The sequence below is a fragment of the Methylomonas sp. 2F7 genome (assembly GCF_057126975.1).
This window is the reverse complement of sequence record NZ_CP195203.1, coordinates 383,340-408,469: the sequence shown is the minus strand read 5'-3', so window position 1 is coordinate 408,469 and position 25,130 is coordinate 383,340. Positions and strand designations below refer to the sequence as shown.

The 25,130-nt window shown below is 51.7% G+C and carries 30 protein-coding genes; 5 read left to right on the top strand and 25 right to left on the bottom strand.

What is annotated here, in order from left to right; translation table 11 throughout:
• Positions 1–7: 7 nt before the first annotated feature.
• Complete coding sequence (locus ACR64Q_RS01980; RefSeq protein WP_313733408.1) at positions 8–538, bottom strand: potassium channel family protein; 531 nt, start codon at positions 536–538, stop codon at positions 8–10.
• A 48-nt stretch (positions 539–586) separates the two neighbouring features.
• Positions 587–955: a hypothetical protein gene (locus ACR64Q_RS01975; protein ID WP_313733407.1), complete on the bottom strand. Its 369-nt coding sequence runs from the start codon at positions 953–955 to the stop codon at positions 587–589.
• A gap of 569 nt (positions 956–1,524) precedes the next feature.
• Here ACR64Q_RS01975 and nhaD point away from each other — a divergent pair.
• From nhaD to ACR64Q_RS01955, 4 genes are read left to right on the top strand one after another with little or no spacing between them, the layout of a single operon-like run.
• Positions 1,525–3,030 (top strand): sodium:proton antiporter NhaD, encoded by a 1,506-nt coding sequence (gene nhaD / locus ACR64Q_RS01970; protein ID WP_483823262.1) that lies wholly within the window; start codon positions 1,525–1,527, stop codon positions 3,028–3,030.
• Between the two features lie 25 nt (positions 3,031–3,055).
• A complete protein-coding gene (locus ACR64Q_RS01965) occupies positions 3,056–4,081 on the top strand; it encodes an FAD:protein FMN transferase (RefSeq protein WP_313733405.1) in 1,026 nt (341 codons plus the stop codon).
• Positions 4,078–5,625, top strand: coding sequence for a DUF4118 domain-containing protein (locus ACR64Q_RS01960; protein WP_313733404.1), 1,548 nt, complete (start codon positions 4,078–4,080; stop codon positions 5,623–5,625). Before ACR64Q_RS01965 ends, ACR64Q_RS01960 begins: the two co-directional genes overlap by 4 nt.
• Entirely contained in the window at positions 5,626–6,327 is a 702-nt protein-coding gene (locus ACR64Q_RS01955) for a response regulator (protein WP_313733403.1), read from the top strand.
• A gap of 116 nt (positions 6,328–6,443) precedes the next feature.
• Here the strand turns inward: ACR64Q_RS01955 and ACR64Q_RS01950 are convergent, their stop codons facing one another.
• The 18 genes from ACR64Q_RS01950 to nifV all read right to left on the bottom strand — a co-directional run bounded on the left by ACR64Q_RS01950 (position 6,444) and on the right by nifV (position 20,261).
• The gene (locus ACR64Q_RS01950; RefSeq protein WP_313733402.1) at positions 6,444–6,713 is read right to left on the bottom strand and encodes a hypothetical protein; all 270 of its coding nucleotides are present in this window, start codon (positions 6,711–6,713) and stop codon (positions 6,444–6,446) included.
• Between the two features lie 209 nt (positions 6,714–6,922).
• Positions 6,923–7,501 carry a potassium-transporting ATPase subunit KdpC gene (kdpC, locus tag ACR64Q_RS01945; RefSeq protein ID WP_313733401.1) on the bottom strand — a complete coding sequence of 193 codons (579 nt, stop codon included), beginning with the start codon at positions 7,499–7,501 and terminating at the stop codon, positions 6,923–6,925.
• Between the two features lie 9 nt (positions 7,502–7,510).
• Entirely contained in the window at positions 7,511–9,610 is a 2,100-nt protein-coding gene (gene kdpB / locus ACR64Q_RS01940; RefSeq protein ID WP_313733400.1) for a potassium-transporting ATPase subunit KdpB, read from the bottom strand.
• Between the two features lie 19 nt (positions 9,611–9,629).
• A complete protein-coding gene (gene kdpA, locus ACR64Q_RS01935) occupies positions 9,630–11,438 on the bottom strand; it encodes a potassium-transporting ATPase subunit KdpA (RefSeq protein ID WP_313733399.1) in 1,809 nt (602 codons plus the stop codon).
• A complete protein-coding gene (locus ACR64Q_RS01930) occupies positions 11,438–11,527 on the bottom strand; it encodes a potassium-transporting ATPase subunit F (RefSeq protein ID WP_081607927.1) in 90 nt (29 codons plus the stop codon). The genes kdpA and ACR64Q_RS01930 overlap by 1 nt, the downstream gene beginning before the upstream one ends.
• A gap of 661 nt (positions 11,528–12,188) precedes the next feature.
• Complete coding sequence (locus tag ACR64Q_RS01925) at positions 12,189–12,350, bottom strand: hypothetical protein (protein WP_020483337.1); 162 nt, start codon at positions 12,348–12,350, stop codon at positions 12,189–12,191.
• Positions 12,351–12,803: 453 nt separating this feature from the next.
• Complete coding sequence (locus ACR64Q_RS01920) at positions 12,804–13,244, bottom strand: SoxR reducing system RseC family protein (protein WP_026603323.1); 441 nt, start codon at positions 13,242–13,244, stop codon at positions 12,804–12,806.
• A 10-nt stretch (positions 13,245–13,254) separates the two neighbouring features.
• The gene (locus ACR64Q_RS01915; protein ID WP_020483339.1) at positions 13,255–13,785 is read right to left on the bottom strand and encodes a flavodoxin; all 531 of its coding nucleotides are present in this window, start codon (positions 13,783–13,785) and stop codon (positions 13,255–13,257) included.
• A gap of 24 nt (positions 13,786–13,809) precedes the next feature.
• Positions 13,810–14,427 carry a Grx4 family monothiol glutaredoxin gene (gene grxD, locus ACR64Q_RS01910; RefSeq protein ID WP_026603322.1) on the bottom strand — a complete coding sequence of 206 codons (618 nt, stop codon included), beginning with the start codon at positions 14,425–14,427 and terminating at the stop codon, positions 13,810–13,812.
• 74 nt (positions 14,428–14,501) lie between these two features.
• Positions 14,502–15,803: an ATP-dependent Clp protease ATP-binding subunit ClpX gene (gene clpX / locus ACR64Q_RS01905; protein ID WP_020483341.1), complete on the bottom strand. Its 1,302-nt coding sequence runs from the start codon at positions 15,801–15,803 to the stop codon at positions 14,502–14,504.
• Between the two features lies 1 nt (position 15,804).
• Positions 15,805–16,659, bottom strand: coding sequence for a nitrogen fixation protein NifM (gene nifM / locus ACR64Q_RS01900; RefSeq protein ID WP_313733396.1), 855 nt, complete (start codon positions 16,657–16,659; stop codon positions 15,805–15,807).
• The gene (locus tag ACR64Q_RS01895) at positions 16,659–17,135 is read right to left on the bottom strand and encodes a nitrogen fixation protein NifZ (protein WP_020483343.1); all 477 of its coding nucleotides are present in this window, start codon (positions 17,133–17,135) and stop codon (positions 16,659–16,661) included. The genes nifM and ACR64Q_RS01895 overlap by 1 nt, the downstream gene beginning before the upstream one ends.
• Positions 17,132–17,446: a nitrogenase-stabilizing/protective protein NifW gene (nifW, locus tag ACR64Q_RS01890; RefSeq protein ID WP_026146992.1), complete on the bottom strand. Its 315-nt coding sequence runs from the start codon at positions 17,444–17,446 to the stop codon at positions 17,132–17,134. Before nifW ends, ACR64Q_RS01895 begins: the two co-directional genes overlap by 4 nt.
• A gap of 5 nt (positions 17,447–17,451) precedes the next feature.
• The gene (locus ACR64Q_RS01885; RefSeq protein WP_256438917.1) at positions 17,452–17,574 is read right to left on the bottom strand and encodes a hypothetical protein; all 123 of its coding nucleotides are present in this window, start codon (positions 17,572–17,574) and stop codon (positions 17,452–17,454) included.
• A 74-nt stretch (positions 17,575–17,648) separates the two neighbouring features.
• Complete coding sequence (locus ACR64Q_RS01880; RefSeq protein ID WP_313733395.1) at positions 17,649–18,188, bottom strand: hypothetical protein; 540 nt, start codon at positions 18,186–18,188, stop codon at positions 17,649–17,651.
• Positions 18,188–18,961 (bottom strand): serine O-acetyltransferase, encoded by a 774-nt coding sequence (cysE, locus tag ACR64Q_RS01875; protein WP_026603319.1) that lies wholly within the window; start codon positions 18,959–18,961, stop codon positions 18,188–18,190. The genes ACR64Q_RS01880 and cysE overlap by 1 nt, the downstream gene beginning before the upstream one ends.
• Positions 18,961–19,128 carry a hypothetical protein gene (locus ACR64Q_RS01870; RefSeq protein ID WP_192393148.1) on the bottom strand — a complete coding sequence of 56 codons (168 nt, stop codon included), beginning with the start codon at positions 19,126–19,128 and terminating at the stop codon, positions 18,961–18,963. The genes cysE and ACR64Q_RS01870 overlap by 1 nt, the downstream gene beginning before the upstream one ends.
• A gap of 11 nt (positions 19,129–19,139) precedes the next feature.
• The gene (nifV, locus tag ACR64Q_RS01865; protein ID WP_313733394.1) at positions 19,140–20,261 is read right to left on the bottom strand and encodes a homocitrate synthase; all 1,122 of its coding nucleotides are present in this window, start codon (positions 20,259–20,261) and stop codon (positions 19,140–19,142) included.
• Between the two features lie 463 nt (positions 20,262–20,724).
• On the opposite strand from nifV, the gene ACR64Q_RS01860 reads away from it, so the two are divergent.
• Positions 20,725–21,702, top strand: coding sequence for an SGNH/GDSL hydrolase family protein (locus ACR64Q_RS01860; RefSeq protein ID WP_313733393.1), 978 nt, complete (start codon positions 20,725–20,727; stop codon positions 21,700–21,702).
• Between the two features lie 122 nt (positions 21,703–21,824).
• Here ACR64Q_RS01860 and ACR64Q_RS01855 read toward each other — a convergent pair whose 3' ends face one another.
• The 5 genes from ACR64Q_RS01855 to ACR64Q_RS01835 form a co-directional block, all read right to left on the bottom strand.
• Positions 21,825–22,100, bottom strand: a complete 276-nt coding sequence (locus tag ACR64Q_RS01855; protein ID WP_483823261.1) for a hypothetical protein — start codon at positions 22,098–22,100, stop codon at positions 21,825–21,827.
• 106 nt (positions 22,101–22,206) lie between these two features.
• Positions 22,207–22,467 (bottom strand): hypothetical protein, encoded by a 261-nt coding sequence (locus tag ACR64Q_RS01850; RefSeq protein ID WP_026603315.1) that lies wholly within the window; start codon positions 22,465–22,467, stop codon positions 22,207–22,209.
• A 134-nt stretch (positions 22,468–22,601) separates the two neighbouring features.
• Positions 22,602–23,816: a cysteine desulfurase NifS gene (nifS, locus tag ACR64Q_RS01845; RefSeq protein ID WP_313733392.1), complete on the bottom strand. Its 1,215-nt coding sequence runs from the start codon at positions 23,814–23,816 to the stop codon at positions 22,602–22,604.
• Positions 23,809–24,720, bottom strand: a complete 912-nt coding sequence (gene nifU / locus ACR64Q_RS01840; protein WP_313733391.1) for a Fe-S cluster assembly protein NifU — start codon at positions 24,718–24,720, stop codon at positions 23,809–23,811. The genes nifS and nifU overlap by 8 nt, the downstream gene beginning before the upstream one ends.
• Before the next feature lie 18 nt (positions 24,721–24,738).
• Positions 24,739–25,095 (bottom strand): HesB/IscA family protein, encoded by a 357-nt coding sequence (locus tag ACR64Q_RS01835; protein ID WP_313733390.1) that lies wholly within the window; start codon positions 25,093–25,095, stop codon positions 24,739–24,741.
• Between the last annotated feature and the right edge of the window lie 35 nt (positions 25,096–25,130).

Below are 25,130 nucleotides of genomic sequence, written 5' to 3'. Positions count from 1 at the left end.
AACCGCGTCATACCGACTCTTCAATCGCTTCGCCGATGGTCCGGCTAGCCGTTTTGGTATGGCCGGCATTGTTCAGCAATAACTTTTGCAAGACTTCCATGCGCAGTTGCAATTGGGCCAATTCGTCGAGAATCAGCTCATGGCTACCTTGTAAACGGTTGCTCTCCGCTTCGCGTCCCAACGGAAGGCTACCCAAGATATCCTTATTTCTGCCGATTAAAGTCACCGAGACCAGTGCGGTGAACAACGAAAATAACACCATACCCAATAAAATCAATCCCGCCGCCAATACACGACCGAGAAACGATACCGGCACCACATCACCATAGCCGACATGAGTCATTGTTACCCAAGCCGACCAAATGCCATCCAGCGGCGAATGTATATTGACGTCGATCAAAAATAGCAGCATGCCGACCGTCAAGGTCGCAGCCAACGCCAGCAGCATCAGGTAACTCAGATGTTTGGATTTGAACAGATCGGCGCGTAGGTGATTAGCCCAATGTAGCGCTTGATAAAAGTCGCTTATTCCACTCATGATTTTTCTCTCGATATACGGACAGTGATTCTTTAAGTAACGCCATGATCAAATCATGCGTTCGGCGCAGCAGGCCAGCAGATAAGCGCGACGCGAATTCGCCTGAAATGCGGGCACTGTCGATTCTGTTGGCAACCAATCCAGGTGCAGTCTTAAACCGGCATTGGACATCAACACCACTTCGACGCCAGCGATACCGCTGATATATTTCACTACTTCGAAAGCATGCGGATTCGTCGGATTCAAACAGATTTTCGGCCTGTCGCAACGTTCGTTAATGAAGCGCACCAAGGCTTCGAGTTCGGCGGGAGTATGCCCGTAAGGTCTGGAAAAAATGCTTTTCCCCTCGCACCACAAAACCACTATCCACTCGTTTTTATCCGTGTTGTCGATACCAACGTAACTTCGCTCGTTCATGGGTTACCCCTGGAGTTGAAAACGTCTACAGTTTATGAAAAAGCTCGTAAAAAGGTCGTTAATATTCAAAGCATAAACATAAAGAAAATATAAAAATTCGCGGGATGAATGCTGAATTCAATGGTTTCTGGAATCCCAATTCGAAAAATCGACCAGCATGACGCCGTTGCCAATTCTTGAGGCGGCTTCCGGCCCGCGTGACATAGCCGAAACTTGTTAAGGGGGGAAGTCGGTACGGCATCGATAGGGGGGGGCTTGGAGGTTATCCGCCTTGTTACGGTCTCCCCGAGCTAGAACTATTGAGGATTTAGACCTTCTTGACCTCTTTTCCAAAAGCCTAGGCGCGGATCACGCTCCTACGACTGTTTGCAAATCGGAAACAATGCGTTACGCCATGGTAGACATATCTTAACGAAATCTTTATTTCGAAAAATTTACTATTTCCTCGCGCCGAAATTAGTCCAAGCGATTTTATAGATCAAAAAAACCGTCAGTCTCGGCAGTTTCAAAACTTATCGCATTAACGATTTCAACCGCAAAAAAAATCTATTCATGCCTAATCAGCATAAGTGGAAAGTGCAATCCTTTTTATTAATCGGCAAAAGCAAGTGAAAAAATCACGGGTTATCAGTTTCTACCAATTAATTCTCTTAACGTTAGCACTCCTTATTCCAGAGATAAGCTTTGCCCAAGAAACAGCCACGGCAAATCAATTGGATTTGAAGGATCATTTCGTGGGTTACTTTGCGGTTGCAGTCACCGTTATCGCTTATATATTGGCGATGACGGAAGATTTACATCAATTGAGCAAGGCAAAACCGATGGTTTTAGGCTCGGCTTTAATTTGGTTTGCAATTTTTATTTATTATTCATCCGAATATGGAACGGCAAAAAATGTCGCCGCTGTTTTTCAAAGTAATTTAACGGCTTATGCGGAATTATTTCTGTTTATCACGGTGTCGATGACTTTTTTAAACTCCATGACAGAGCGGGGTATTTTCGATGCGTTGCGTATTGTATTAGCCAATAAACAGTACAGTTATCGGCAATTATTTTGGATTACAGGTGTGTTAGCCTTTTTACTGTCTTTGGTGATCAGCAGCTTAACGGTGGGCTTGTTGATGGGCTATATCATCTTACAGATAGGAAAAGGCCAGCCCAAATTTGTGGGCTTAGCCGGCTTGAGCGCCGTGATCGCTGCCAATGCCGGTGGCACGATGAGCCCTTTGGGAGGTATTTCTACATTTTTCGTTTGGCAACAGAATATGTTGCATTTTACTGATTTTTTTATTCTGACTATTCCGTGCATTGTGAACTTTTTTGTGCCGGCAGCGATTATGCACTTGGCTGTCAGCAAAGAAACGCCTAGTTTTTCTAAAGAAATCCCAGTTTTAAAACGCGGTAGCAAACGGATCATTTTTATATTTATACTCACCTTCAGCATTACCATTTTATCGAACGTCTTTCTTGATATGCCGGCAATAGCAGGGATGATATTTGGTTTAGCGTTATTGCAATTCTTTGCGTATTATTTAACTAAGTCTGAACATAAATCCGAAAGAATTCATCATTTTTTAACAGATCATGAAAAACAGGATTATATTGAATCGCAAAAAGGTTTCGATGTTTTTAAATGTATTGCCGGCGTCGATTGGGATACTTTGTTATTTTTCTACGGCGCGATGATGATCGTTGGCGCACTCAGTTTCCTGGGTTATTTGGATGCAATGGCCCATTATTTGTTTACCCAAATCAGCCCGACCCTTGCCAACGTACTAATCGGTTTATCATCAGCCTGTATTGATAATGGCACGTTGATGTTTGCGGTGTTAAATATGCATCCTCCCTTTCCAATGGGACAATGGCTGTTATTGACACTGACATTGGGCGTCGGCGGTAGTTTACTGGCGATCGGTTCGGCGCCTGCTCTGCATGTCCTGGGATTGATGAAAGGCAACACGGAAGAAGGCGAAGGTTACACATTTACCCTTCATTTACGCTGGATGCCTGCCATCTTATTGGGTTTTATTGCCAGTATTTTCACCCTTTATATCATCAACGGCGGTCAATTCTAGACCTAAGCCATTGCCGAACCCGGAAATGAAGAAGCTGTTTTCATCGTTACTATTGAGTCTGATTCTGCTGGGTTGCGGGGATACGCCGCGCGAGGCCGAAGTATCCGGCGATGCTCAGGGAACGACATATCATATTAAACTGGTTCTGAACCGGCGTTCGGCGGCTTTGGAGGACGTGCGCCAGCAGATCACGACGGTATTGGCCGAAATAGACGCAAAAATGTCCAACTATCGGGACGATTCGGAAATCTCGCGCTTGAACGCGCAAGAGACCGTAGACTGGTTGCCGGCCTCGCCGGAGATCGTTGCTTTGCTAGCCATTGTCAACAGCGTTTATCATCGTTCCGAAGGTTGCTACGATCTGACGATAAAACCCTTGTTCGATCTTTGGGGATTTTCCGGGCATGAAAATCGGGTGCCTGGCAATCATGAAATCGCCGCCCTGATGCCACATATAGGTATGTCGTTACTGGAAATCGATGCGGCTGGGCATCGGATCAGAAAAAAAGACCCCAAACTCAAAATCGATCTATCTTCTATCGCCCAAGGATACAGCGTCGGCATGGTTGCTCAGCGTCTGGATACACTGGGGATTGAAGATTATCTGGTCGAAATAGGCGGCGAAATGCTGGTGAAAGGCCGCAAAGCGAGTGGCGACGATTGGCGTATCGGCGTCGAAACGCCCACATCCGGTACTCGGGGCCTACAGAAAATCATAGACATCAAGGAAACGAAAGGCACGGCTATCATGACCGCTGGCACTTACCGGAATTTCTTTGAAGACCAAGGACAAAACTATTCCCATATCTTGAGTCCAAAAACCGGCCGGCCCGTGAATCATCATTTGCGTTCGGTGACAGTGGTTCACGACGATCCCACTTGGGCCGATGCCTGGGATACCGCTTTGCTCTGTGTCGGGGAAAGCAAAGCCATGCAAATCGCCGAAGCGGAAAATCTGAAAGTACTGTTGGTTTATGAGAACGACAAAAAATTACTGGAATACACCAGCAAAGCGTTCGAAGTTTCGCAATTGGCAGCGGTCAGCAAATGATGAAAACCAGGCACCAGAAAATCGCAAAGGTTTTCGGCAATTTGCTGGTTAGCTTGGCAACGCCGCTGTTGCTGACCTTGATCGACTGGCCGTTCCGAGACGTGCTCAAGCCCAGTAATATTCTGCTGATCTATTTGCTGGGCGTGTTTTTTGTCGCTCTGAGATTTGGCCTGTGGCCTTCAATGCTGGCGTCATTAACGAGCGCTGCGGCATTTGCCTATTTTTTTGCCCCACCCATTTTCTCGTTTGCGATTGCCGATCAAGAAAATCTGCTCGGCTTGGCGGTAATGCTACTTATCGGCACAGTGACCAGCAAACTTGCAGAAACCGTGCGCTTGCAAGCACGAATAGCGACATTTAGGGAGCAACGCGCCTCCGCGCTGTATCGCTTGAGCAAGGAACTGGCGGAAGCCCGTTTGGAACGGGACATCGTCGACATTGGCGTGCGCCACATCCATGCCGAATTCGGCGGCAAAAATACGATACTGTTGACCAATCGCGCTGGCGAACTATCTTATCCAACGCAAGCGATCTGGCCGATTTCCTTGCGCGGCGCCAATTTGCAAGTAGCGCGTTGGGTTTTTAGCCACGGCAAGAGCGCCGGCCATGGCAGCGACTATTTTGCCGAGGAGACAGTTGTTTACTTACCACTCAAAGGCGCTATCCGCACCATCGGCGTATTGGTTTTAGAGCTATCCGCAGCCGAGAAACTCGCACAAGAGGAGCAACGCTTATTTTTGGATACCTTCATCGGCCAGATCGCAAATACCTTGGAAAGGGCTTATCTGGTCGAACAAACCAAGGAAGCCAGCTTAAAAATTCAATCCGAAACCTTGCGTAATTCCTTGTTGAGCAGTATTTCCCACGACCTCAGGACACCATTGGCGACCATCGTCGCCGCTGCCAGCACCTTGGAAACCGACGAAGAACGCCTGCCGGATAGCAGCCGAACAAACCTGATACGGACGATTAGCAGCGAAGCGCATCGCATGTCCGATCTGACCACCAAAATCCTGGAAATGGCGCGTTTGGAAGCCGGCGAGGTCGTTCTTAACCGGCAATGGTATGAGCCGGAGGAGATCATCGGCAGTGCCTTACGCAGGCTGGACAAAACCCTAAAGGAGCGTCCGGTCAACATTCAAATCGCCAATAGCCATGCCCTGATCAATGTCGATGCGGTATTGCTGCAACAAGTCATCGTCAACTTGCTCGATAACGCTGACAAATATTCACCAAGCGGCACCCCCATCGACATCTCGGTCGAAACCAGCGAGCAAGGCGTCGGCATTCAAATAGCGGACCGCGGGACTGGCATCGGCAGCGGATACGAGGAAAAAATTTTCGATAAGTTTTTCCAAATTCATCCCGAAGGCGCACAAAGCGGCGTTGGTTTGGGGCTATCCATTTGCAGGGCCATCATCGACGCCCACGGAGGGCAGATTACCGCCAACCACCGCCAAGGTGGCGGCTCTATTTTTCGACTCTGGCTGCCGTATTCCGAATGTCCTCCGACTATCGCCTTGGAAGAGAATGAAGGTGAATAAATGAAAACCGATAAGCCCAGAATCTTGCTCATCGAAGACGATCCGCCTCTGCGTCAATTGTTGACGACGACACTGGAGAATCAAAATTACGCCGTGTCGGCGTTCGCAACCGGGCGAGAAGGGCTCAACGGCGCGCGCAACCAGCATCCCAGCCTGCTGATACTGGATTTGGGCTTGCCCGATCTCGACGGCCAGGAAGTCATACGCAGGCTACGCCTATGGTCGAAGTTGCCCGTCATTGTGCTGTCGGCACGCGATCAGGAAAATGACATCACGCAGGCCTTGGATAACGGCGCCGATGATTATCTGACCAAGCCATTCGGCAACGCCGAACTGCTGTCGCGAATCAAAGCCTTGCTCAGGCGCGTGACTGCGCCCGCTGCTAATGAGCAGATGTCTTTCCAAGCCGGCGACCTAATAATAGAACTGAGCAAACGCCGCTTGTTTGTCGGCGAACGCGAAGTCCATTTAACACCGATTGAATTTCGCTTGTTGGCCGAACTGGTCCGCAACGCCGGTTTTGTCGTCACCCATCGGCAATTGTTGGAAAAAGTGTGGGGACCGAGCTATGTCGAACACAGCCACTATTTGCGTATTTACATGGGGCAATTGCGCCATAAGCTGGAAGCCGACCCCACCCGCCCCCGCTATTTGTTAACCGAAGCGGGGGTTGGTTACCGCCTGAACGACGGGGAAAATTGATGTTGCGCTTGGGCCGGTGCGTTTGTCCGAACTGCGGCAGAGAACACCATGGTGAAGGGCGTTTAGGGACCTCCGCTTTGTCCACTTAAGCACCGGCCGTCTAACTGGAAAGCCTATCAATTCACTTCGAGCGATTGATCGCGAACGATTTGTCCGCTAGACAAGTCGCATATCACAGACCATTCCGCCCCGCCACGCATCTGTATTTTGTAGCGAATCCAGAAGCTTTTCGGTTGCGGTAACACCCGTAATTCATCGATCAACCCCGGATGCAATCGCAGCGCTTCGTGTTGGCAAGTTTTTAGATGAACCTTACTTGGCGGTAAGGCATAGCTATCAGTTTTACCGACGTCGGCGTTAGCGACTTGCACTGATGCCAGTAGCATTAGCCCACTCCAACTTAATTTCATAACCCAGCCCGGTAGGATGCGGTAAACAGCGTGCACCGCATCGATCACGATTGGTGCGGTTCGTAACCTCACCCTACGCCTGCTTTTGGCAAGGACATTTGCCATTGACACTTTTGCCGGCTGTTGCCGCTCAACTTTGCCCATATAGGCCATCTTGTTCATGGATAACTTCCAGGCTGCATCAACTAGCGGCCAGCTTGATCCAAGGCCAGATTCAATTTCAAGACGTTGACTCTAGGCTCGCCAAACACCAGCCATTGCCGCCCTTCGGTGTGAGCATCAACAAGTTCATGTAACTTCGCTGTATCGATTTTGCGGACCTTGGCGATACGTTTAATCTGGTATTCCGCGGCGGCGATGCTGATGTGTGGATCGAGGCCGCTGCCGGAAGCGGTAATCAAATCCACCGGCACCGGCGCTTTATTGTCAGGATCGGCCTCTTTCAAGGCTTGAATACGGGCTGAGACGGCATCGGTCAATGCCGGATTAGTCGGCCCTAGGTTGGAGCCGCTGGAGGCAGCGGCGTTGTAACTGTAGGGCCCGGTCGCCGACGGCCGGCTCCAGAAGTATTTCGGCTCGCTGAAGGTTTGGCCGATCAGTTCCGAACCAATCAGTTGGCCTTTGTCATCCTGGATCAAACTGCCGTTAGCTTGATCGTTAAACAGCATTTGGGCTAAGACAGTGACCAGGGCCGGATAAGCGGCACCGGTTACCAGGGTCAACAGGAATAACATCATCGCTGCGGGTTTTAAATAGGTAGACATATTCGTTCCTTACACCAAACTCATAGCAACCAAGGCTAAATCAATCGCCTTGATACCGATAAACGGCACAATCAAGCCGCCGACACCATAGACCAGCAAGTTGTTTTGCAGCAGCTTTTCCGCGCCGACGGGTTGATATTTGATACCTTTCAAAGCCAATGGAATCAGGGCGATGATGATCAATGCATTGAAAATCACCGCCGACAGGATAGCGCTGGCTGGTGTCGCCAAGCCCATCACGTTCAGCACGTTCAAAGCCGGATAGGTGGTAGCGAAGGCCGCCGGGATGATCGCAAAATACTTGGCGACATCGTTGGCAATACTGAAGGTGGTCAACGCGCCGCGGGTCATCAGCATTTGCTTGCCGGTTTCGACGATTTCGATCAGCTTGGTCGGGTTGGAATCCAGGTCGACCATGTTGCCGGCTTCCTTGGCGGCCTGGGTGCCGCTGTTCATCGCCACCGCGACGTCGGCCTGCGCCAATGCCGGGGCGTCGTTGGTGCCGTCGCCGGTCATCGCTACCAGCCGACCATCGGCTTGGTGCTGGCGAATCAGGCTGAGCTTGGCTTCCGGTGTGGCTTCGGCCAGGAAGTCGTCGACCCCGGCTTCGGCTGCAATCGCGGCGGCGGTCAAACGGTTGTCGCCGGTGATCATGATGGTCTTGATACCCATCTGCCGCAGTTCGATGAAGCGCTCCTTGATGCCGCCCTTGACGATGTCTTTCAGTTCGATCACACCTAAGGCTTTTATGCCGTCCGCCACCACTAGCGGGGTACTGCCGCGCCGGGCTACGTCGTCGACCAGCGTTTTCAATTCCGGCGGAAATTTGCCGCCTTGATCTTCGATATGTTGTCTTATCGAGTCAGCCGCACCCTTACGGATTTGCCGGCAAGGCTCACCGATTTTGCATTCATCTCCGGGTAAATTGACGCCGCTCATCCGAGTTTGGGCGCTGAAATGCACGAAAGTGGCGCCCAAGGAATGAATATCGCGTTCGCGAATGCCGTATTTTTGCTTGGCCAGGATCACCACGCTACGGCCTTCCGGGGTTTCGTCGGCCATCGAAGCCAATTGCGCGGCGTCGGCCAATTCGGCTTCCTTGATACCTTTGACCGGAAAGAATCCCGATGCCTGGCGGTTACCCAAGGTGATGGTGCCGGTCTTGTCCAGCAGCAGTACATCGACGTCGCCGGCTGCTTCTACGGCACGGCCAGAGGTGGCGATGACGTTTTTCTGCATCATCCGGCCGATACCGGCCACACCAATGGCAGACAATAAACCGCCGATGGTGGTTGGAATCAAACACACCAATAAAGCCACCAACACCGTGACGCTGATCGGGTTGCCTGTACCCGCGGTTTGCACGCTATACAACGAAAACGGCAGCAAGGTGACGGTCGCCATTAGGAACACTAGCGTTAACGCCACCAACAAAATGGTCAAAGCAATCTCATTGGGAGTTTTTTGCCTTTTGGCGCTTTCCACCATGCCTATCATGCGGTCGAGAAAGGTCTCGCCGGGATTGGTGGTGATGCTCACCACCAGCCAGTCGGACAGCACCCTGGTTCCGCCGGTCACCGAACTGAAGTCGCCGCCGGATTCGCGGATCACCGGCGCGCTTTCGCCGGTAATGGCACTCTCGTCCACCGAGGCCACGCCTTCGATGACTTCACCGTCGCCGGGCACAAAGTCTCCGGCTTCGATCAGCACTACATCGCCTTTGCGAAGACTGGAGCCTTCGACTTTACTGTAATTGCTACCGTATTTGGGTTCATCGAGTTTTTTGGCAGCGATGTCGCGCTTGGCGCTACGCAGGAACGCGGCTTGAGCCTTGCTGCGGCCTTCCGCCACCGCTTCGGCGAAGTTGGCGAACAATACTGTGAACCACAGCCACAGCGTGATGCTCAGAATAAATCCAGCCGATTCTTCGCTGTTGCCACTCAAGGCTTGCAGCCACAATACAGTGGTGAGCAAACTGCCCAAGTAGACCACGAACATCACCGGGTTTTTCCATTGCTGCTTGGGCGTGAGCTTGGCAAAAGCGTCTATGAACGCCTGTTGCAAAATTTGCGGATCCATTAAGGATGTTGAAACGGGTTTGCTAGTCATAGGATTACCTGTCCTGAAGTTATTGATGACCGATCATTTGCAAATGCTCGACGATAGGCCCCAAAGCCAGTGCCGGGACGAAGGTCAGTGCGCCGACCATCAACACAGTGATGATTAATAAAACGGCAAACAATGGGGTATGAGTCGGCAGCGTACCGGGACCAACCGGTACGGTCTTTTTGGCAGCGAGAGAGCCGGCAATCGCCAATACCGGAATCATCAACCAATAGCGAGAGAACAGCATCGCCAGACCCAGCATGAAGTTGTAGAACGGTACGTTGGCTGACAGACCGCCAAAGGCGCTGCCGTTGTTGTTGCCCGCCGAAGAATACGCATACAACACTTCGCTAAAACCATGGGCGCCAGGGTTGAAGATGGACGCTTTGCCGGCGTCCAGCATCAGCGTGATCGCGGTACCGCCCAATACCATCAAAGGGGGTATCAGAATAATGATGGCGGCCATTTTCATCTCATAGGCTTCGATCTTTTTACCCAGGTACTCCGGGGTGCGGCCTATCATAAGACCGGCGATAAACACCGCGACGATGGCAAATACGATCATGCCGTACAGACCTGAACCGACGCCGCCAAAGATCACTTCACCCAATTGCATCAGCCACATGGGTACCATGCCGCCGATAGGAGTATAGGAATCGTGCATCGAGTTAACCGATCCATTGGAAGCGGCCGTGGTTGCCACCGCCCACAAGCCGGAGTTGACGATGCCGAAGCGCGCTTCTTTGCCCTCCATATTGCCGCCGGGCTGCTGTGCCGATACAGTTTGATCAACACCCAAGGCAGTTAACGCCGGGTTGCCGCTTTGCTCGGCCGGTACAGTGACAAAGATCAAGGCGACAAACACCAACGTCATGGCACCCAATATCGTCCAGCCCTGGCGAGTGTCTCCCACCATCAGCCCGAAGGTGTAGCACAGCGCGGCCGGAATCAGCAGGATCGCCAGCATTTCCAGAAAATTGGAAAGCGGTGTGGGATTTTCATACGGATGGGCGGAGTTGACGTTGAAGAAACCGCCACCATTGGTACCCAATTGTTTAATCGCGATTTGCGATGCAGCAGGTCCCAATGCCAAGGTTTGTTGTTGCGTTTGCAGCGTTTCAGTCACCGGCTTGCCCTCGGCATCCAGCAAGGCCTTACCGTCAGCATCCAATTTCGGCGCCGAGTAGCTGACTGTTTCTTGCAAATTAACCGTTTGGTAGGGATTAAACGTTTGCACCACGCCTTGTCCGACCAATACCAGCGCCAACACCAACGACAACGGTAGCAGGATGTATAACGTACTGCGTGTCATATCCACCCAGAAGTTACCGATGCTGTTGCTGTTACGGCGCACGAAGCCACGAATCAGAGCCACCAGTACAGCCATGCCGCTGGCAGCGGAGACAAAGTTTTGTACCGACAAACCCAGCATCTGGGTCAGATAGCTCATCGTCGCTTCGCCGCTGTAGCCTTGCCAGTTGGTGTTGGTGGCGAAGCTGACGGCGGTGTTGAACGAAGAGTCCGGCGTCACAGCCGGCAGCGCTTGGGGGTTTAGCGGCAACACGTCTTGGAAACGTTGTAAGTAATAAACCGCCAACAAACCAAACAGATTGAACGCCAGCATCGCCAGCGCATATTGGGTCCAACGCATCTCCTGATCCGGCTTGACGCCACTGAGGCGATAAAACAGTCGCTCAATACCGGCGAACCAACGGTTCAATCCCACCGACTCGTCTTGATAAACCCGCGCCATATAAGTGCCCAAAGGCTTGGCCAGCGCCACCAGAGCGATGACGTAAATAGCAATCTGTAAAAAACCTTGACCAGTCATCAGAATTTCTCCGGATAAAACAACGCGACCAGTAAATAGACGAACACAGCAAGAGTCAGTCCTCCGCTCAAAAGATAAATCCAGCTCATGATTGCCCCCTTAATGCTTCGCAACCAGCGATCAATAACGCCGTCGCTACAAAGAACGCCGCTGTTAACAGCAAATACACCATGTCCATCTACATGACCTCTTGAAAAAAGTGAAAAAACTCAACCTTGCAATCGCCCCTGATCGCCAGTTAAACAATGTACAGATTGATCGATAAAAAAGTCGTAAAAATATCCATGCCCGATATAAAGGAAATATAAAAATAAAAGTAGCCGAAACCGTGGACAGATTTTCAGGACAAAAAAAGCCCCTTCACCTAGGAAAAGGGGCAGAGGTCAACCCGCAGTGTTGCTGCTGACCGACAAGCAGGAGCCAACATGAAATCAGGAACCTGAAACGTGTGTTCCAGGTGAAAAGCAGTTTGTGATCAAGCCAGACCACCATCAATAACCTGTGAATTGTTGTGATGTTTACGTGATCATCCCCAACGCTGTCACGCCCCTAACTGCTGCCATGAATAGCAAAAAAACGATATTCACTCGCATTACCTATTTTTGAAAGTTAATAAGGCGCTCTGCTAAGTGATCTGGTCCCGCCTATTAAAATAGCCTTCAATGAATTGATTACGAGAAAGCTTGCCGCGGCAATGCTGTTACAAAATGGCATTACCTAAGGGTTAACGATGTTGAGCATGACTAGAAGTCAAGCGCGGAGCGATGAACCGAAATCGAGATTACTGGAGATGCTAGCCAGACAAAACAGCATGGTAGAAATAATGAATTCGCCGGACATAAACACAAACATACCCGCTGTAAAGGTAATGCCGGTAAAAATGTCTCTGTATAAATTGTTCGATTTGTTCATTTTGCCCCCTAAAGGACCACCGCCGTCGATAATAGAACACAATGTTCATCGATAGCAGTTAGTAAAATATAAAACGTATCCCTTCACCGATTTAAGCAATTGTCCTTAATTGCATGTTGCTTAATTTACAGAAAGACGAATAAAAAGATCGTAAAAATCAGTAGCTTGCTTATAAAGAGAATGTAAAATTTGATTGGCTGCTGTGTTCTTTGCCTACCAATGCCAATAAAACCGTTCGCCTAGTTCGCGTGTACCCGATTGAAATTTAGGGCATGAATTTTTGGACTTCGACTCTTGGGTTGTTGGCAGAGTCGCAGAGCATATGGTCCTGGCGAGAGTGAAATAGAGTCTTGAGTATGCCGAAATGGCCGATCCGAGGCATTCAAAATCTAGCTGCCTTTGTATCGGAGTGGGTGACGGGTTTTATCGCAACCGGTATCAACAAGCGAAAAATCACTCGTTACCGAGTTTCTTGACAATTTGTGGCTTAAAACAAAGATGGAGGAGAAGTAGACTTTGGCAGCGGTTAATCAACCAAAAGCCCGCCAGCAATGTTGTTAACGCCACTTCGGGTAGGTAATCGGTATTATATGGCTCGGGTAGCCAGGCTTCGGCCAGGCCCACACCAACCAGCATAAAAATCAACGGCACCAGGTAGAGTAGCAACGATGTGAGCAGCAGTTGACCATCGTCTATCGCCACCATCACATGATCGCCGGCTTGCAATGTTAAATCGCAATCGACTGGAAACTCGCGTTTGGGGAGGACTTTTGCCAGCGTGGCCGTGCCGCAGGACTGATGTTGCGCACAGCCGCTGCAAGCACTGGTTTGCAGACTTTTAATCCAAGTGCGACCATCGCTAACGCGGGTAACGACGGCCGCTTCTTCGATCATGGCTCGCCTATCAAGCCCAGGCGGAGGAAATCGAATCCAGCCAAGCGCTGAGCCTGCCTTCGCTCAGTTCTTTCTGGTTATCTTCGTCCAAGGCCAAACCGACGAATTGGTCGCCCAACAGCGCTTTGGACTTTTTAAAGGTGTAACCTTCGCTGCTGGTCATGCCGACGATGGTCGCGCCGGCGTCGGCAAAGGCGTCATATAAAAAGCCCAAGGCATCGACGAAATTGCCGGGATAACCTTCCTGGTCGCCCAAACCGTAAATAGCCACGGTTTTGCCGGAGAAATCGGCGCCAGCCAGCGTTGGTAAAAACTCTTCCCAGCTCTCGTTATCGTGTCCGGCGCTCATGCCCGGTAATTCGCCTTCACCGTACGTGGGCGAACCGACGATCAATACATCATAGGCCAATAAATCGTCCACGGAGGCTTTGTTGATATTGACCGGTTTGTCGGCTGCATCGCCCAACTTCGTAGCAATGGTTTTGGCCACTTTACGCGTGTTGCCGGTATCGGTTCCGAAAAAAATGCCTACTTTTGCCATAGTGTTGTCTCCTTGTTAACTAGATCAGATTTGAATTTGCAGTAAGCCCGGATTGGCCGCCGGCTGGAGCGCGGCCCAAGCTTCAGGCGTATGAGTCTTCAGAGTGACGGCATGCAAACGGCCGGAAGCCAGCGGCACGCTCAGAGTCGCCATAACGCCTTGATGTTGTTTGATCATAGGTTGATCGGCGAACAATTCGCTGACCACGGTGATGTTTAAGTCGCAACCCGCACCTTCGATGCCGATGGTCGCTCCCGGATAAGAAGCCAGAATCAAGGCTTCCACTTCGGAATGGGTAATGGTTTGACTGGCGTCCGCATTCTCGGCGGGCTGAACCGTCGCTTGCAGCAACGGCAACAGGGTTCCGTCCTTGTACATGGACTCGACGATGTCGGCGCCGCCGACCAATTCGCCTTTGATGAACACTTGCGGAAAGGTCGGCCATTTGGAAATGGACGGCAGTTTTTCGCGGATGAACGGCGATTGCAAGACGTTGACATAAGCGTAAGGAATCTTGGTTTCATTCAAGATGCCGACAGTCTTCGCGGAAAAACCGCATTCCGGAGCGCTAGGCACGCCTTTCATATAAATAATCACCGGATTTTCGGCAAGTTGTTGCAAGATTTTTTCTTTAACGCTCATAGTAGGTTTCTCGATTAACTAAAACTTTTCAATGCAACGGCTGGGCTTCAGCTTGCGCAGCCCGGCCGCCAAAATTATTCCCCGCCCGATAAGCGTTTCAAATCATCACCGTCAGTAGGTTTGTCGCGCGGCACCACTTCAATTTCCGCTTCACCGCGTATCACCTCGGCATTCACGATGCAGCGCTCGACGTCGGGCCTGGAGGGTAAATCGAACATGGTGCGGCGCAAAACGTGCTCCATGATGCCGCGTAGGCCCCGCGCGCCGGTGTTTCTAGCGATGGCTTTTTCAGCGATTTCCGCCAGCGCATCCTGGGTGAACTCCAGCTCGACATCGTCGAAGGCAAACAGATGTTGGTATTGTTTGACCAAGGCGTTTTTCGGTTCGGTCAAGACTTGAATCAAGGCGTCCACGTCCAACGGCTCCAACGGTGCCAGTACCGGGAAGCGGCCGATAAATTCCGGGATCAAGCCAAAGCGTTTCAAATCGTCGGGCTGCGTGGCGTTTAACATCGCTTCCAGCGTCGGTTTGTCGTCGGGATTGCTGACTTCGGCATGGAAACCGATAGCGGTTTTCGGCGGCAACAAACGTTTTTCGACATGCTTTTCCAAGCCCGGAAATGCCCCGCCGGCAATAAACAATATATTGCTGGTGTCGATCATCACCGAGTCGTTACCGCTGTGATCCTTACGCCGGCCCTTGGCGGAGACTTTGACTTGCGAGCCTTCCACCAGCCTTAGCAAGGCTTGCTGCACGCCCTCGCCGGAGACGTCGCGAGTACCGAAGGCTTGCTCAGGGCTGCGGGCAATCTTGTCTACTTCATCGATGTAAACCATGCCCCACTCAGCTCGGCTGATCTGGCCGTCGGCCACGTCCAGCAAGCGCACCAGGATATTTTCGACGTCGTCGCCGACGTAACCGGCCTGAGTCAAGGTCGTCGCATCAGCGACGGCAAACGGTACGCCGACGATTTTTGCCAGTGTACTGGCCAGCAAGGTTTTACCTGTGCCTGAGGGACCGATCATCAAGATATTGGATTTACCGATTTCCACACTGTCATCGGACTCGCCCAGACCGCCGGCTTTACGGCTGACGTTTTTCAAACGTTTGTAGTGGTTATACACCGCTACCGACAAAATTTCCTTAGCCAAATCCTGACCGATCACATACTGATCGAGCATGGCTTTCATTTCCGCCGGCTTGGGCAACGGCCCCTGCATATCGGCTAATTCTTTTTTCTTGCCCCAGCTGGATACCACCTGGCTGGCCAACATCACGCAAGCTTCGCAGATGTAGCCTTCCGTGCCGGCGATCATCGGCACGGCCGCCGACGCTTCGATACCGCAAAACGAACAATGTTTGGGTTCTTTTACCATGTTAAGCACTCCTGTTAACTGCGGGCAGACTGGCCAGCCACGTGCGCTGGCAATTTCTGCGGTAACGATCCTGCATGATCTGCTGAATCTTCGGTGTCGCTTTTTTTAAGGACATGGTTTCAGCGTGGATGATTTTCATGCAATGAATGACATGAAAGCCCATCTCAGTTTCCACCACATCGCTGATGGCGTCTTCTTTCAAACTAAACAATACCGCATCCAGTTCCGGAAACAAGGTGCCTTTGGCTACCGTACCCACTTCACCGCCCTGTACCGCCGTCGGACATTCCGAATATTTCAGCGCCAAATCGGCAAATTTATGCGGCTTGCGTTTCAAGGTGCCGACAATCTCGTTAATTCGCCGCCAGGCCGCCTCGCGGGTATTGTCCGGATAATCCGGATTGATACTGATCAAAATATGTCTGGCCTGACGTGTTTCAGGTTTGTGAAATTTTTCCGGGTGCGAGTGGTAGAAAATGCCGATTTCCACCTCGTTGACCTTGGGCGCGCGGGCGGCCACTCTATCCATCACCGCATCCACTTTGCACTGCCGATACAAGGCGGCTTTGAGTTTATCAATATCTAAATCGTTGGCGCTCAGCGCCGCAAGAAATGCATCTTCGTCTTCGAAGCGGCCGCGCACTTCCTTATAGGCTCTATCCAGTTCGGTGTCGGAAATCACCACGCCAGTCGCTTCCGCCGAATTCAATACCCGGCCTTCGATTTCGTATTCGTTTTTGGCTTGCACTTCCACCTGGCGCAATTGCAGTTGCTCCAACTCGGCCGGCGCCTTCTGGAACAGGCTCAAGGCGGCGCGCAACAGGGTGTAAGGCTCTATCGACGTCTGGCTCATCATTATGCCTCCGGTTCTTTAAACGTAGCCGGGTCCGCCGGCTCCAGCACGCTCTCGGGTACCTGCATGGTTTTACCCGGAAAACGCACGTGGTAGAGCATGGGATCGCTGTCCCGCAATACTTTCAGGATTTCACCTTGGGTGCCGGCGGGGTAACTGCCCTCTTGGGTGGGGATGTCTATCGTGCACACCACCTGGTCGCGGAACTCGAAACGGCTTGGGTTCCAGGGCGCATCGGCCGGGATCAATTCTTCGGCCCGGCAGCCTACCATGCGTCCCGCATCCAAAAAATGCACCGTGTAGATCACTTGATCTTGCAAGAAAGTGCCCACTTCAATCACGTTGCCGACACTACCCCGGCGCAGCAAAAAGTCGCCGACATCCATGCCCGGATACGTGCCATCGTTGCGGACGTTACGTGTCAGCCTAACACGCTCGCCGAATTCGAAGCGCTCTTCATCGTAACGTTCGTCTATCATGTTTTAATATCCCCTAGGGAAACAAACACGGTTTGCGGCTCCATCATCTTAAAGACCTTAAATACTTTTTCGGTCTGTGCGTCGGAGTCCACGAAGTCGCTGTAAGCCCGATGCAACAGCTTTTTGTAGACTTCCCGTTGCGCATCTTCGTCTTCCGGCATGTTCTCGCCGGCTTGACTCAGATAATTGTGGAAGCGCTGCAGGATATGTAGCCGGTTGACGTGGACGACGGTAGTATCGTATTCCAGCTCGAAATACCGCAGAAAATCTTCCGCGGCTTCCAGCTCTTCCATATCTTCTTCTAAACTCATCGTCATTACCTCATCATCAGGTGATCAAGATTGGCAGGTTGTTCTCCCAATGCGTACACCACTAATAAAACCACCAGCATCACAGCTGTTTGGGCCAAAAATGGATCGGATTTTTGTTTCTTCATCATGGCGATCACCTTTAGGTTAATTGCGCGGAACAACAAACATCACTTATCGTTTGCATCTGAATAGTGGGCGATGCCTACCCGAAAACTTCCGGCATCCGGAAAATGCCTTCTGCCGCTTCTTGACGACGCACGACTAACTCCAGCAAGCCGCGTGCACCGATCCGGTCTTTGTCATCCAATGACACCAATTTTTCAAAAATCGCCTTGCTCAGTTCCAGGTTTTCCAAGCGCATATTCAAAAAGCCGATGGATTTCAAGGTGAACAAATACAGCCTGATCCGGGTCAGCAAGTCTTTCGGCGCTTCGCTGATATGCGCTCTTTCCAATTGCCGCCAATCTTCCGGGAAATCGATGCCGGGCCGTATCAGCTCCAACGCTCTCTCGGAAATCAACAAGGCTTCGGCTAAGCGATGCTGGTAGTAATAAAATCGATTTAGCGACACCAGCACATTCAAGGATTCCGGCGCCCGCAAATACGCTTGTAATAGCGGCAGTTCCGCTTCGCCGCTGGCATAGAGTTCGGAAGCGTATTGGATCAAATCCTCCACTTCCTGGCTGTCCGCCTTCTCGTAGTACAGATCCTTGGCGTCGAATTGCAACAGATCCATTTCCATCACTTGCCACCCGCCGCCTGCTTCAGGACCACCACTTCTTCGCCGTGGCAGACACCTTCCGCTTCGCAGCTGCCGCAGGTCTCTTCCGCCACCACAAAGCGTTTTTGATTGTTTTCCAATTCGTCCAAACGATCCACCAAGCAACTCAGTGCTTTGCCGACCGGGTCCGGCACCAAATGGTGGTCCAGATCGATACCGCGTGGATCCTGAATTTTTATCCCTTTCTGCTGGATAATTCGGCCGGGAATGCCAATGACGGTACAGCATGGCGGCACGTCTTTAATCACCACCGAGTTGGCGCCGACCCGGACGTTATCGCCCAGATTGATCGCGCCGAGGATCTTGGCGCCGGCACCGATCAACACATTGTTACCTAGCGTCGGATGGCGTTTTTCCTTGTTCCAGGTGGTGCCGCCCAGCGTTACGCCGTGGTACATCGTCACGTCGTTACCGATCTCGGCGGTTTCGCCGATCACCACGCCGGCGCCGTGATCGATAAAAAAGCGTTTACCTATCGTCGCACCCGGATGAATATCGACGTTGGTCAGCCAGCGGGCAAAAGCCGCCAGTAAGCGTGCAGTCAATTTCCAATCCGCATGCCACAAGCGATTAGTGACCCGATGCAGCAACACGGCATGCACGCCGGGGTAAGCCAGTAACACTTCCGGTAAGCCGCGTGCTGCCGGATCCCGGGCAAACACGCAAGCCACATCGTCACGCCAGTCTTGCCAGAGTCCGGATGCAACGCTGGGACGCGACGGCGAGAAGAACATCATTTTGCCAAGCTCCAGGTGGTTTTACCTGGCATAGGCACGCCGGGCACCCGGAAGAACGAACCGGGGTAACGGTCATCCGGCAGTTCGTGCTGCGCCACAGTTTGCTGCGGTACGTCCACTTTGGCGGTGCTGGGCACGGCTGGTTTTTGACGATTGCTACTCATCTGACACCTCACTATAGGCTGTGTAAAAATTGATTCAAATCGGTCGATTGCGGTGCGCGTTTGTGCAAACTGACAAACTCGCGAATCAGCGGCAGCAGACGGCCGGCCTGCCAGCGGTTAATTTGGATACCCAATTGCTTGTAGGCGTGCATTACGCCTTGACTGCCGGAATGCTTGCCCAGCACCAACTGGTGACTGCGGCCGACCAAGGCGGGATCGACACCTTGATAATTGTTGGGGTCTTTCAGCAAGCCGTCGACATGGATACCGGCTTCGTGACTGAACACATCGCGGCCGATCAAACTTTTTCGGCTGCCTATCGTATCGCCGGAAGCGGTCGCCACCTGACGCGACAGAGCGGGAAAATTGCGCAAATCCACACCGGTTTCAAAGCCATAAAGCTGTTTCAAGCCCACCACCACCTCTTCCAAAGCGGCATTGCCGGCCCGTTCTCCTAAGCCGTTGACGGTGGTATTGACGTGGGTAGCGCCGGCGAATGCCGCGGCCAGGGTGTTGGCGGTTGCCAGCCCCAGATCATCATGGGCGTGCATTTCAATGTCCATATCGGTGACGGCGCGCAGTTTGCGTATCGCTTCGAAGACGCCGAACGGCTCCATGATGCCGACCGTGTCGGCAAAGCGGATCCGGCAAGCACCGGCCGCTTGCGCAGCTTCGGCCATCAATGCCAAAAAATCGCTGTCGGCGCGGGAAGCATCCTCGGCGCCCACACATACCTGCATACCGGCATCAACCGCAGTTTTCACACAGCGTTCGATGGTGGCCAGCACCCAGGCCCGGCTTTGTTTGAGTTTGTGTTGAATGTGTTGGTCGGAAGCGGAAATGGACAGATCGATACTGGTCACGCCCAAACCCAAACAATGCTGCAAATCGTCATCGCGCATTCTGGACCACACCAATAAATTGCTGGGCAGTTTTAACGCGGCGATGGCTTTGATTTCGTCCCGTTCCTGTGCGCCCATGGCCGGAATTCCAATCTCCAATTCAGGCACACCCAACGCGGACAACTGTGCGGCAATCGCCAACTTTTCCGCCAGTGAGAACACCACGCCAGCCGACTGCTCGCCATCGCGGAGCGTGGTGTCGTCGATGATGATGTTGGAGTTGCTTTTCATGGTTAAACCTTGAGTCGCAAAGTTAAAGATTAGAAAACCGGAGCGTGAATAACGCCTTCGATAGGATTAATGCAAAAGACTTGCCAACTGAAAAAGCTTGAAGAATTATGGCTTGAGCGAAGGTATTGGCAGGATGTCGACAAGACAAGCTCGGAGGAGCAAGACGAATTGTCGGAAACACGACAATTTATCATCGTGACTGCAAACGAGGCTGTGAACGTATAAAAATTCGGCACCACCGGCAAACTGTTGGCAGTTGCCGAGAACGTCCCGCCTGAGTTAGGCTGATAGAGTCTCAATTCGGTTGCGTTGATTGAGACCGCTCCCGATGCCTCGATCCGCACTATTCCGCCGGCATCCGGCTCTTGCCGCCGCATGGCGACGATATGCGCTTCGGCAATACTGTTGTTTATTTATGAACGCTTTCATTTCAACGATTGACAGATCACTACTGGAGACAAACATGACAAAAAAGCCCTATTCAATTGCACTATTTTTCGCGTCGCTCCTGGCAAGCAGCCAAGTTGGTGCGACACCTTTTTCAAATTTATTCGTATTCGGAGACAGCCTCTCCGATAGCGGAGCCAGCGCCTCCTCGGTACTGAGCGCCTATAACCTGGGCGGAAAATGCGATTCTGACCACCCCTGCCCGCCTTATTACCAGGGCCGCATCAGCAACGGTCCGACAGCCGCGGAATATATAGCCAACTCAGCGCTTTCGGGTGGAGGTAATGCTGGCAATTTTTTTAATTTCGCGGTAGCCGGTTCAACGACGGGGATAGGCAATGAGGGCGATGGCGGCAGCCAAACCAGCCAAGGCTCATTACTTGCCCCAGGCATGGCACAACAATTCGGTTTGTTTTCAGCGCAATTCACTGCGGCGGTAACTCCGGATTCGCTATTTTTTGTCTGGGGTGGGGCCAACGACTTTTTGACGGGTAACTCCGCGACAGCAGCAGCGGCAAATATTGCCAACTATGTCGGCGCGCTAATCGGCTATGGCGCACAACATATCGTGGTGCCGAATTTGCCGGACTTGAGCATCACCCCGTTCGCGCAATCTCTGCCGTCAAACGTGTTAATGGCAGCACAGAATTATTCATTGACATTCAACCAGGAACTAACCAACCGACTCGACGCACTGTCCTTGTTGTCGCCCAATACTCAAATTGTGGAATTCGATGCGTATAATTTTTTTACCGCTGTGATCCAAAATCCAACCGCTTACGGCTTTACCAACAGCACGGAAGCTTGTGTCAGCTTGCCTGACGTTTGTTCCGATCCGGCCAGCCGGGTATTTTGGGACGATTTCCATCCAACTACGCAAGTGCATGCACTTTTTGCCGGCGCAGTAGTCAGCCAAGTGCCGCTGCCTGGATCCATCGTATTCTTGGTTAGTGGACTGATGGGATTACTTTTCGCCAAACGCCGTCCGGCTTAAGTCATTGCTCGGTGAAAGCGGCGAGTGCCTCGGCTGTTTTCACCTGCTTTGCCGCTGTTGGATTCGGGCCGGTGTCACCCAGCTGCCTGAACGGTGTTCGACTTGGTTGACAGCGAAGCGCGCTACGTGCGCTTAAAATCAACTCTTATTACGAAGCCTATCTGGTTTCGGAAATTGGCGAGATTGCCTTTGATGTTGCCGCACCCGCGGCCGTACCGATTCCAACTGGCATTTGGTTGTTTGTTTCCGGGTTTGCCGGCTGGGTCGTTAGCCTTAAAAAGGCTGGCCAGGGCCTTACCCGAAAAACCAGAAGGGTTTGAGCGAACTTCTCCTGCAAAATGCAGAAAAGGCGGTTGCTCAACCGCCTTTTTTGGGTCCTGAGATAAGCCGACAATCATTGAGCATCAATGCAATTAGCAACTCCGAAACATCGCAATCTGCTAAAGCCTCGGGGCGAACTAGGACTGGGCTAACGATTTAAGCCAAGGTGTTGGCTTAAATCGTTCAACTTTCGGCTTCACAAACCGATTTGAATTCTGCTATCCCGGCTGCCAACCTTGAACGCAGAAAATTCAGTTGTCTTTGCAATTCATCCTCGGCGTCACCAACATTCTTGAAAACCTGGACGACTTTTTGATCATTCAACAACGTCGAATAGTGGACATCAACAAACTCAAGCACTTCCGCGTTGAATTCGGTGATGGAACTCAATGCGGCTTCCATCTTGGACAATACCGCGTGTAAATCAGCAAGCGTCTCAGCCATAACAATCCTCAGTCAAAATTATTGGTTACAACACCGGCTTCAGCCGCGTTGATTCAAAACTCAAAACCAAACTGGCCGGATCGCGCCTGGCATGACTTATCACCAAAGCAAACCCGACCAATTGATGCGCTCAATCAAGCATAAGTCGGCTGGAAGGCCTGTTCCGGATCAGCAACCGGTTCGTTGTTGATGCTGTCCCAATAAGGCGACAGTTTCCGTAAAGTAGCGACAATGCTTGGCATCACTTTCAGCACTTCGTCGACTTCGCTCATAGTGTTATAGCGCGAGAATGAAAAGCGGATAGTACCGTGCGCGGCGGTGTAAGGAATGTCCATCGCCCGCATCACGTGCGAAGGCTCCAGAGAACCCGAGGTACACGCCGAACCGCTGGAAGCCGCGATTCCCGCTTTGTTCAACAGCATCAAAATCGCTTCGCCCTCGATATACTCGAACGCAATGTCGGTGGTATTGGGCAAGCGGTTGTTCAAATCGCCGGTGATAAAGCAGTGCGGCACGGCCGCAATGATGCCTTGCTCCAGGCGGTCGCGCATGGCTTTGACCTGCACGTTTTCATATTCCATGTGCTCCAGCGCCAGTTCGCAGGCTTTACCCAAGCCGACAATCGACGCGGTATTTTCAGTACCGGCCCGACGACCGCGCTCTTGATGACCGCCGCGTAATAACGGACGAAAACGGGTACCGCGGCGCAGATACAACACACCTATACCTTTGGGTGCATGCAATTTGTGGCCGGAAATCGACAACATATCGATCTTGGTGTCTTGCAGCATCATCGGAATCTTGCCAACCGCCTGCACCGCATCGGTATGGAACATCACGCCGGCCGCATTGGCCATTTCGGCCATTTCCACCACCGGAAAGATGGTGCCGGTTTCGTTGTTCGCCCACATCACCGACACGATAGCCACTTCATCGGATAACAGGTTTTTATAGGCTTCCAGATTCAAGCGGCCGCATTTGTCCACCGGCATGCGGTGTATCGTGTAGCCTTCTTTCTCCAGGTTTTCGCACAAGGCCAAAATTGCCGGATGTTCCACCGAGGTAGTGATGATTTCCTTACGATTGGGCTGGGCCTTGATCGCCGACAAGATTGCCGTCGAATCGGATTCCGTGCCGCAGGATGTGAAAATAATCTCCGAATCGTGCTCGGCACCAATCAACTCTTGTACTTGCGAGCGCGCTTTCTTGATGGCTTTGGCCACGCCGTCGGCGAAGCGATGGATAGACGATGGATTACCAAAGTACTCGGTAAAATACGGGATCATCACATCGACTACCGCGCTGTCCACCTTGGTGGTCGCGTTGTTATCCAGATAAATATCAGGCATGACTGGCCTCCTCAATCGTGACCAGTTTCGGCATTTGCGAGGCCGGCACTACTTTAATGAATTCGCCCATCACTTCCATCAAGCGTTGCTGAATGCCGGCAATGGTCATGGCAGACATTTGGCAACCGTTGCAAGCGCCGGTCATGTTGACGTAAGCGGTTTTATCCACCACTTCCACCAACTCGACATCGCCGCCGTCAGCCATCAGTTGCGGACGGAAGGACATGATCACTTCTTCAATTTTCTTGATCCGTTGCAAGTTAGTCATCGGTCCTTTGGCTGCCACAGGTTCTGGCTTGGCGACTGGTTTAGCATTTGGATCGAAAGCCTCACCGCGTTCTTTCAAGACTTTTTCCAGAATCGCTTCGATGTCTTCATGGCAGGCCGCGCAACCGCCGCCAGCTTTGGTGTAGTTGGTGACGTCTTCAACAGTACGCAGTTTGTTAGCCCAGACCATTTCTTCGATCATCACGGCATCGATGGCAAAGCATTTGCAGACCAGGGCGCCTTCTTCATGGTCGTCTTTCCATTCTTCGCCGCGATAGTTGGCAACAGCGGCTTGCAGCGCTTCGCGCCCCATCACCGAACAGTGCATTTTTTCAGGTGGCAAACCGTCCAGCTCGGCGGCAATGTCCTGGTTGGTGACTTTCAACGCTTCGTCTAAAGTCAGGCCTTTAATGATTTCGGTCAATACCGAAGAAGAAGCGATGGCAGAACCACAACCGAAGGTTTGGAAACCGGCATCTTCGATCACTTCGGTGTCATCGTTGACTTTTAAAGTCAAACGCAAGGCATCGCCACAGCTGATGGAACCCACTTCGCCAATGGCGTTAGCGCCTGCAACTGCGCCGGCATTTTTTGGGTTGAAGAAGTGATCTTTTACTTTATCTGAATAATCCCACATAGCTATTTCCTCGAATTCTTAAGAACAGGTTTTTGGTGTACCGCCGGCGTCTCCGGTGGTAAACGATGATCCGCAGGCACAGCTTTTAACCGCGTTGGGATTGGTAAATTTGAAGCCAGAACCTTCCAGGCTATCGACAAAATCGATGGACATGCCGTCCAGGCTGGGCAGGCTCATCGGGTCCACAAACACTTTGACGGCGCCACAATCGATGACAGTGTCATCTTGATTTTCTTTTGCTTCCAACTTCATGCCGTAAGACAAACCAGAACAACCGCCATCGGTCACTTCGATGCGCAGCCCACCGGTCGGCTTGTCGGAACTGCTGATAAAACGGCCCACGGCTTGAATGGCGCTTTCGGTTAATGTAATCATCTTTAAGTCTCCTGAACGGGTTTGGCATTGATTTT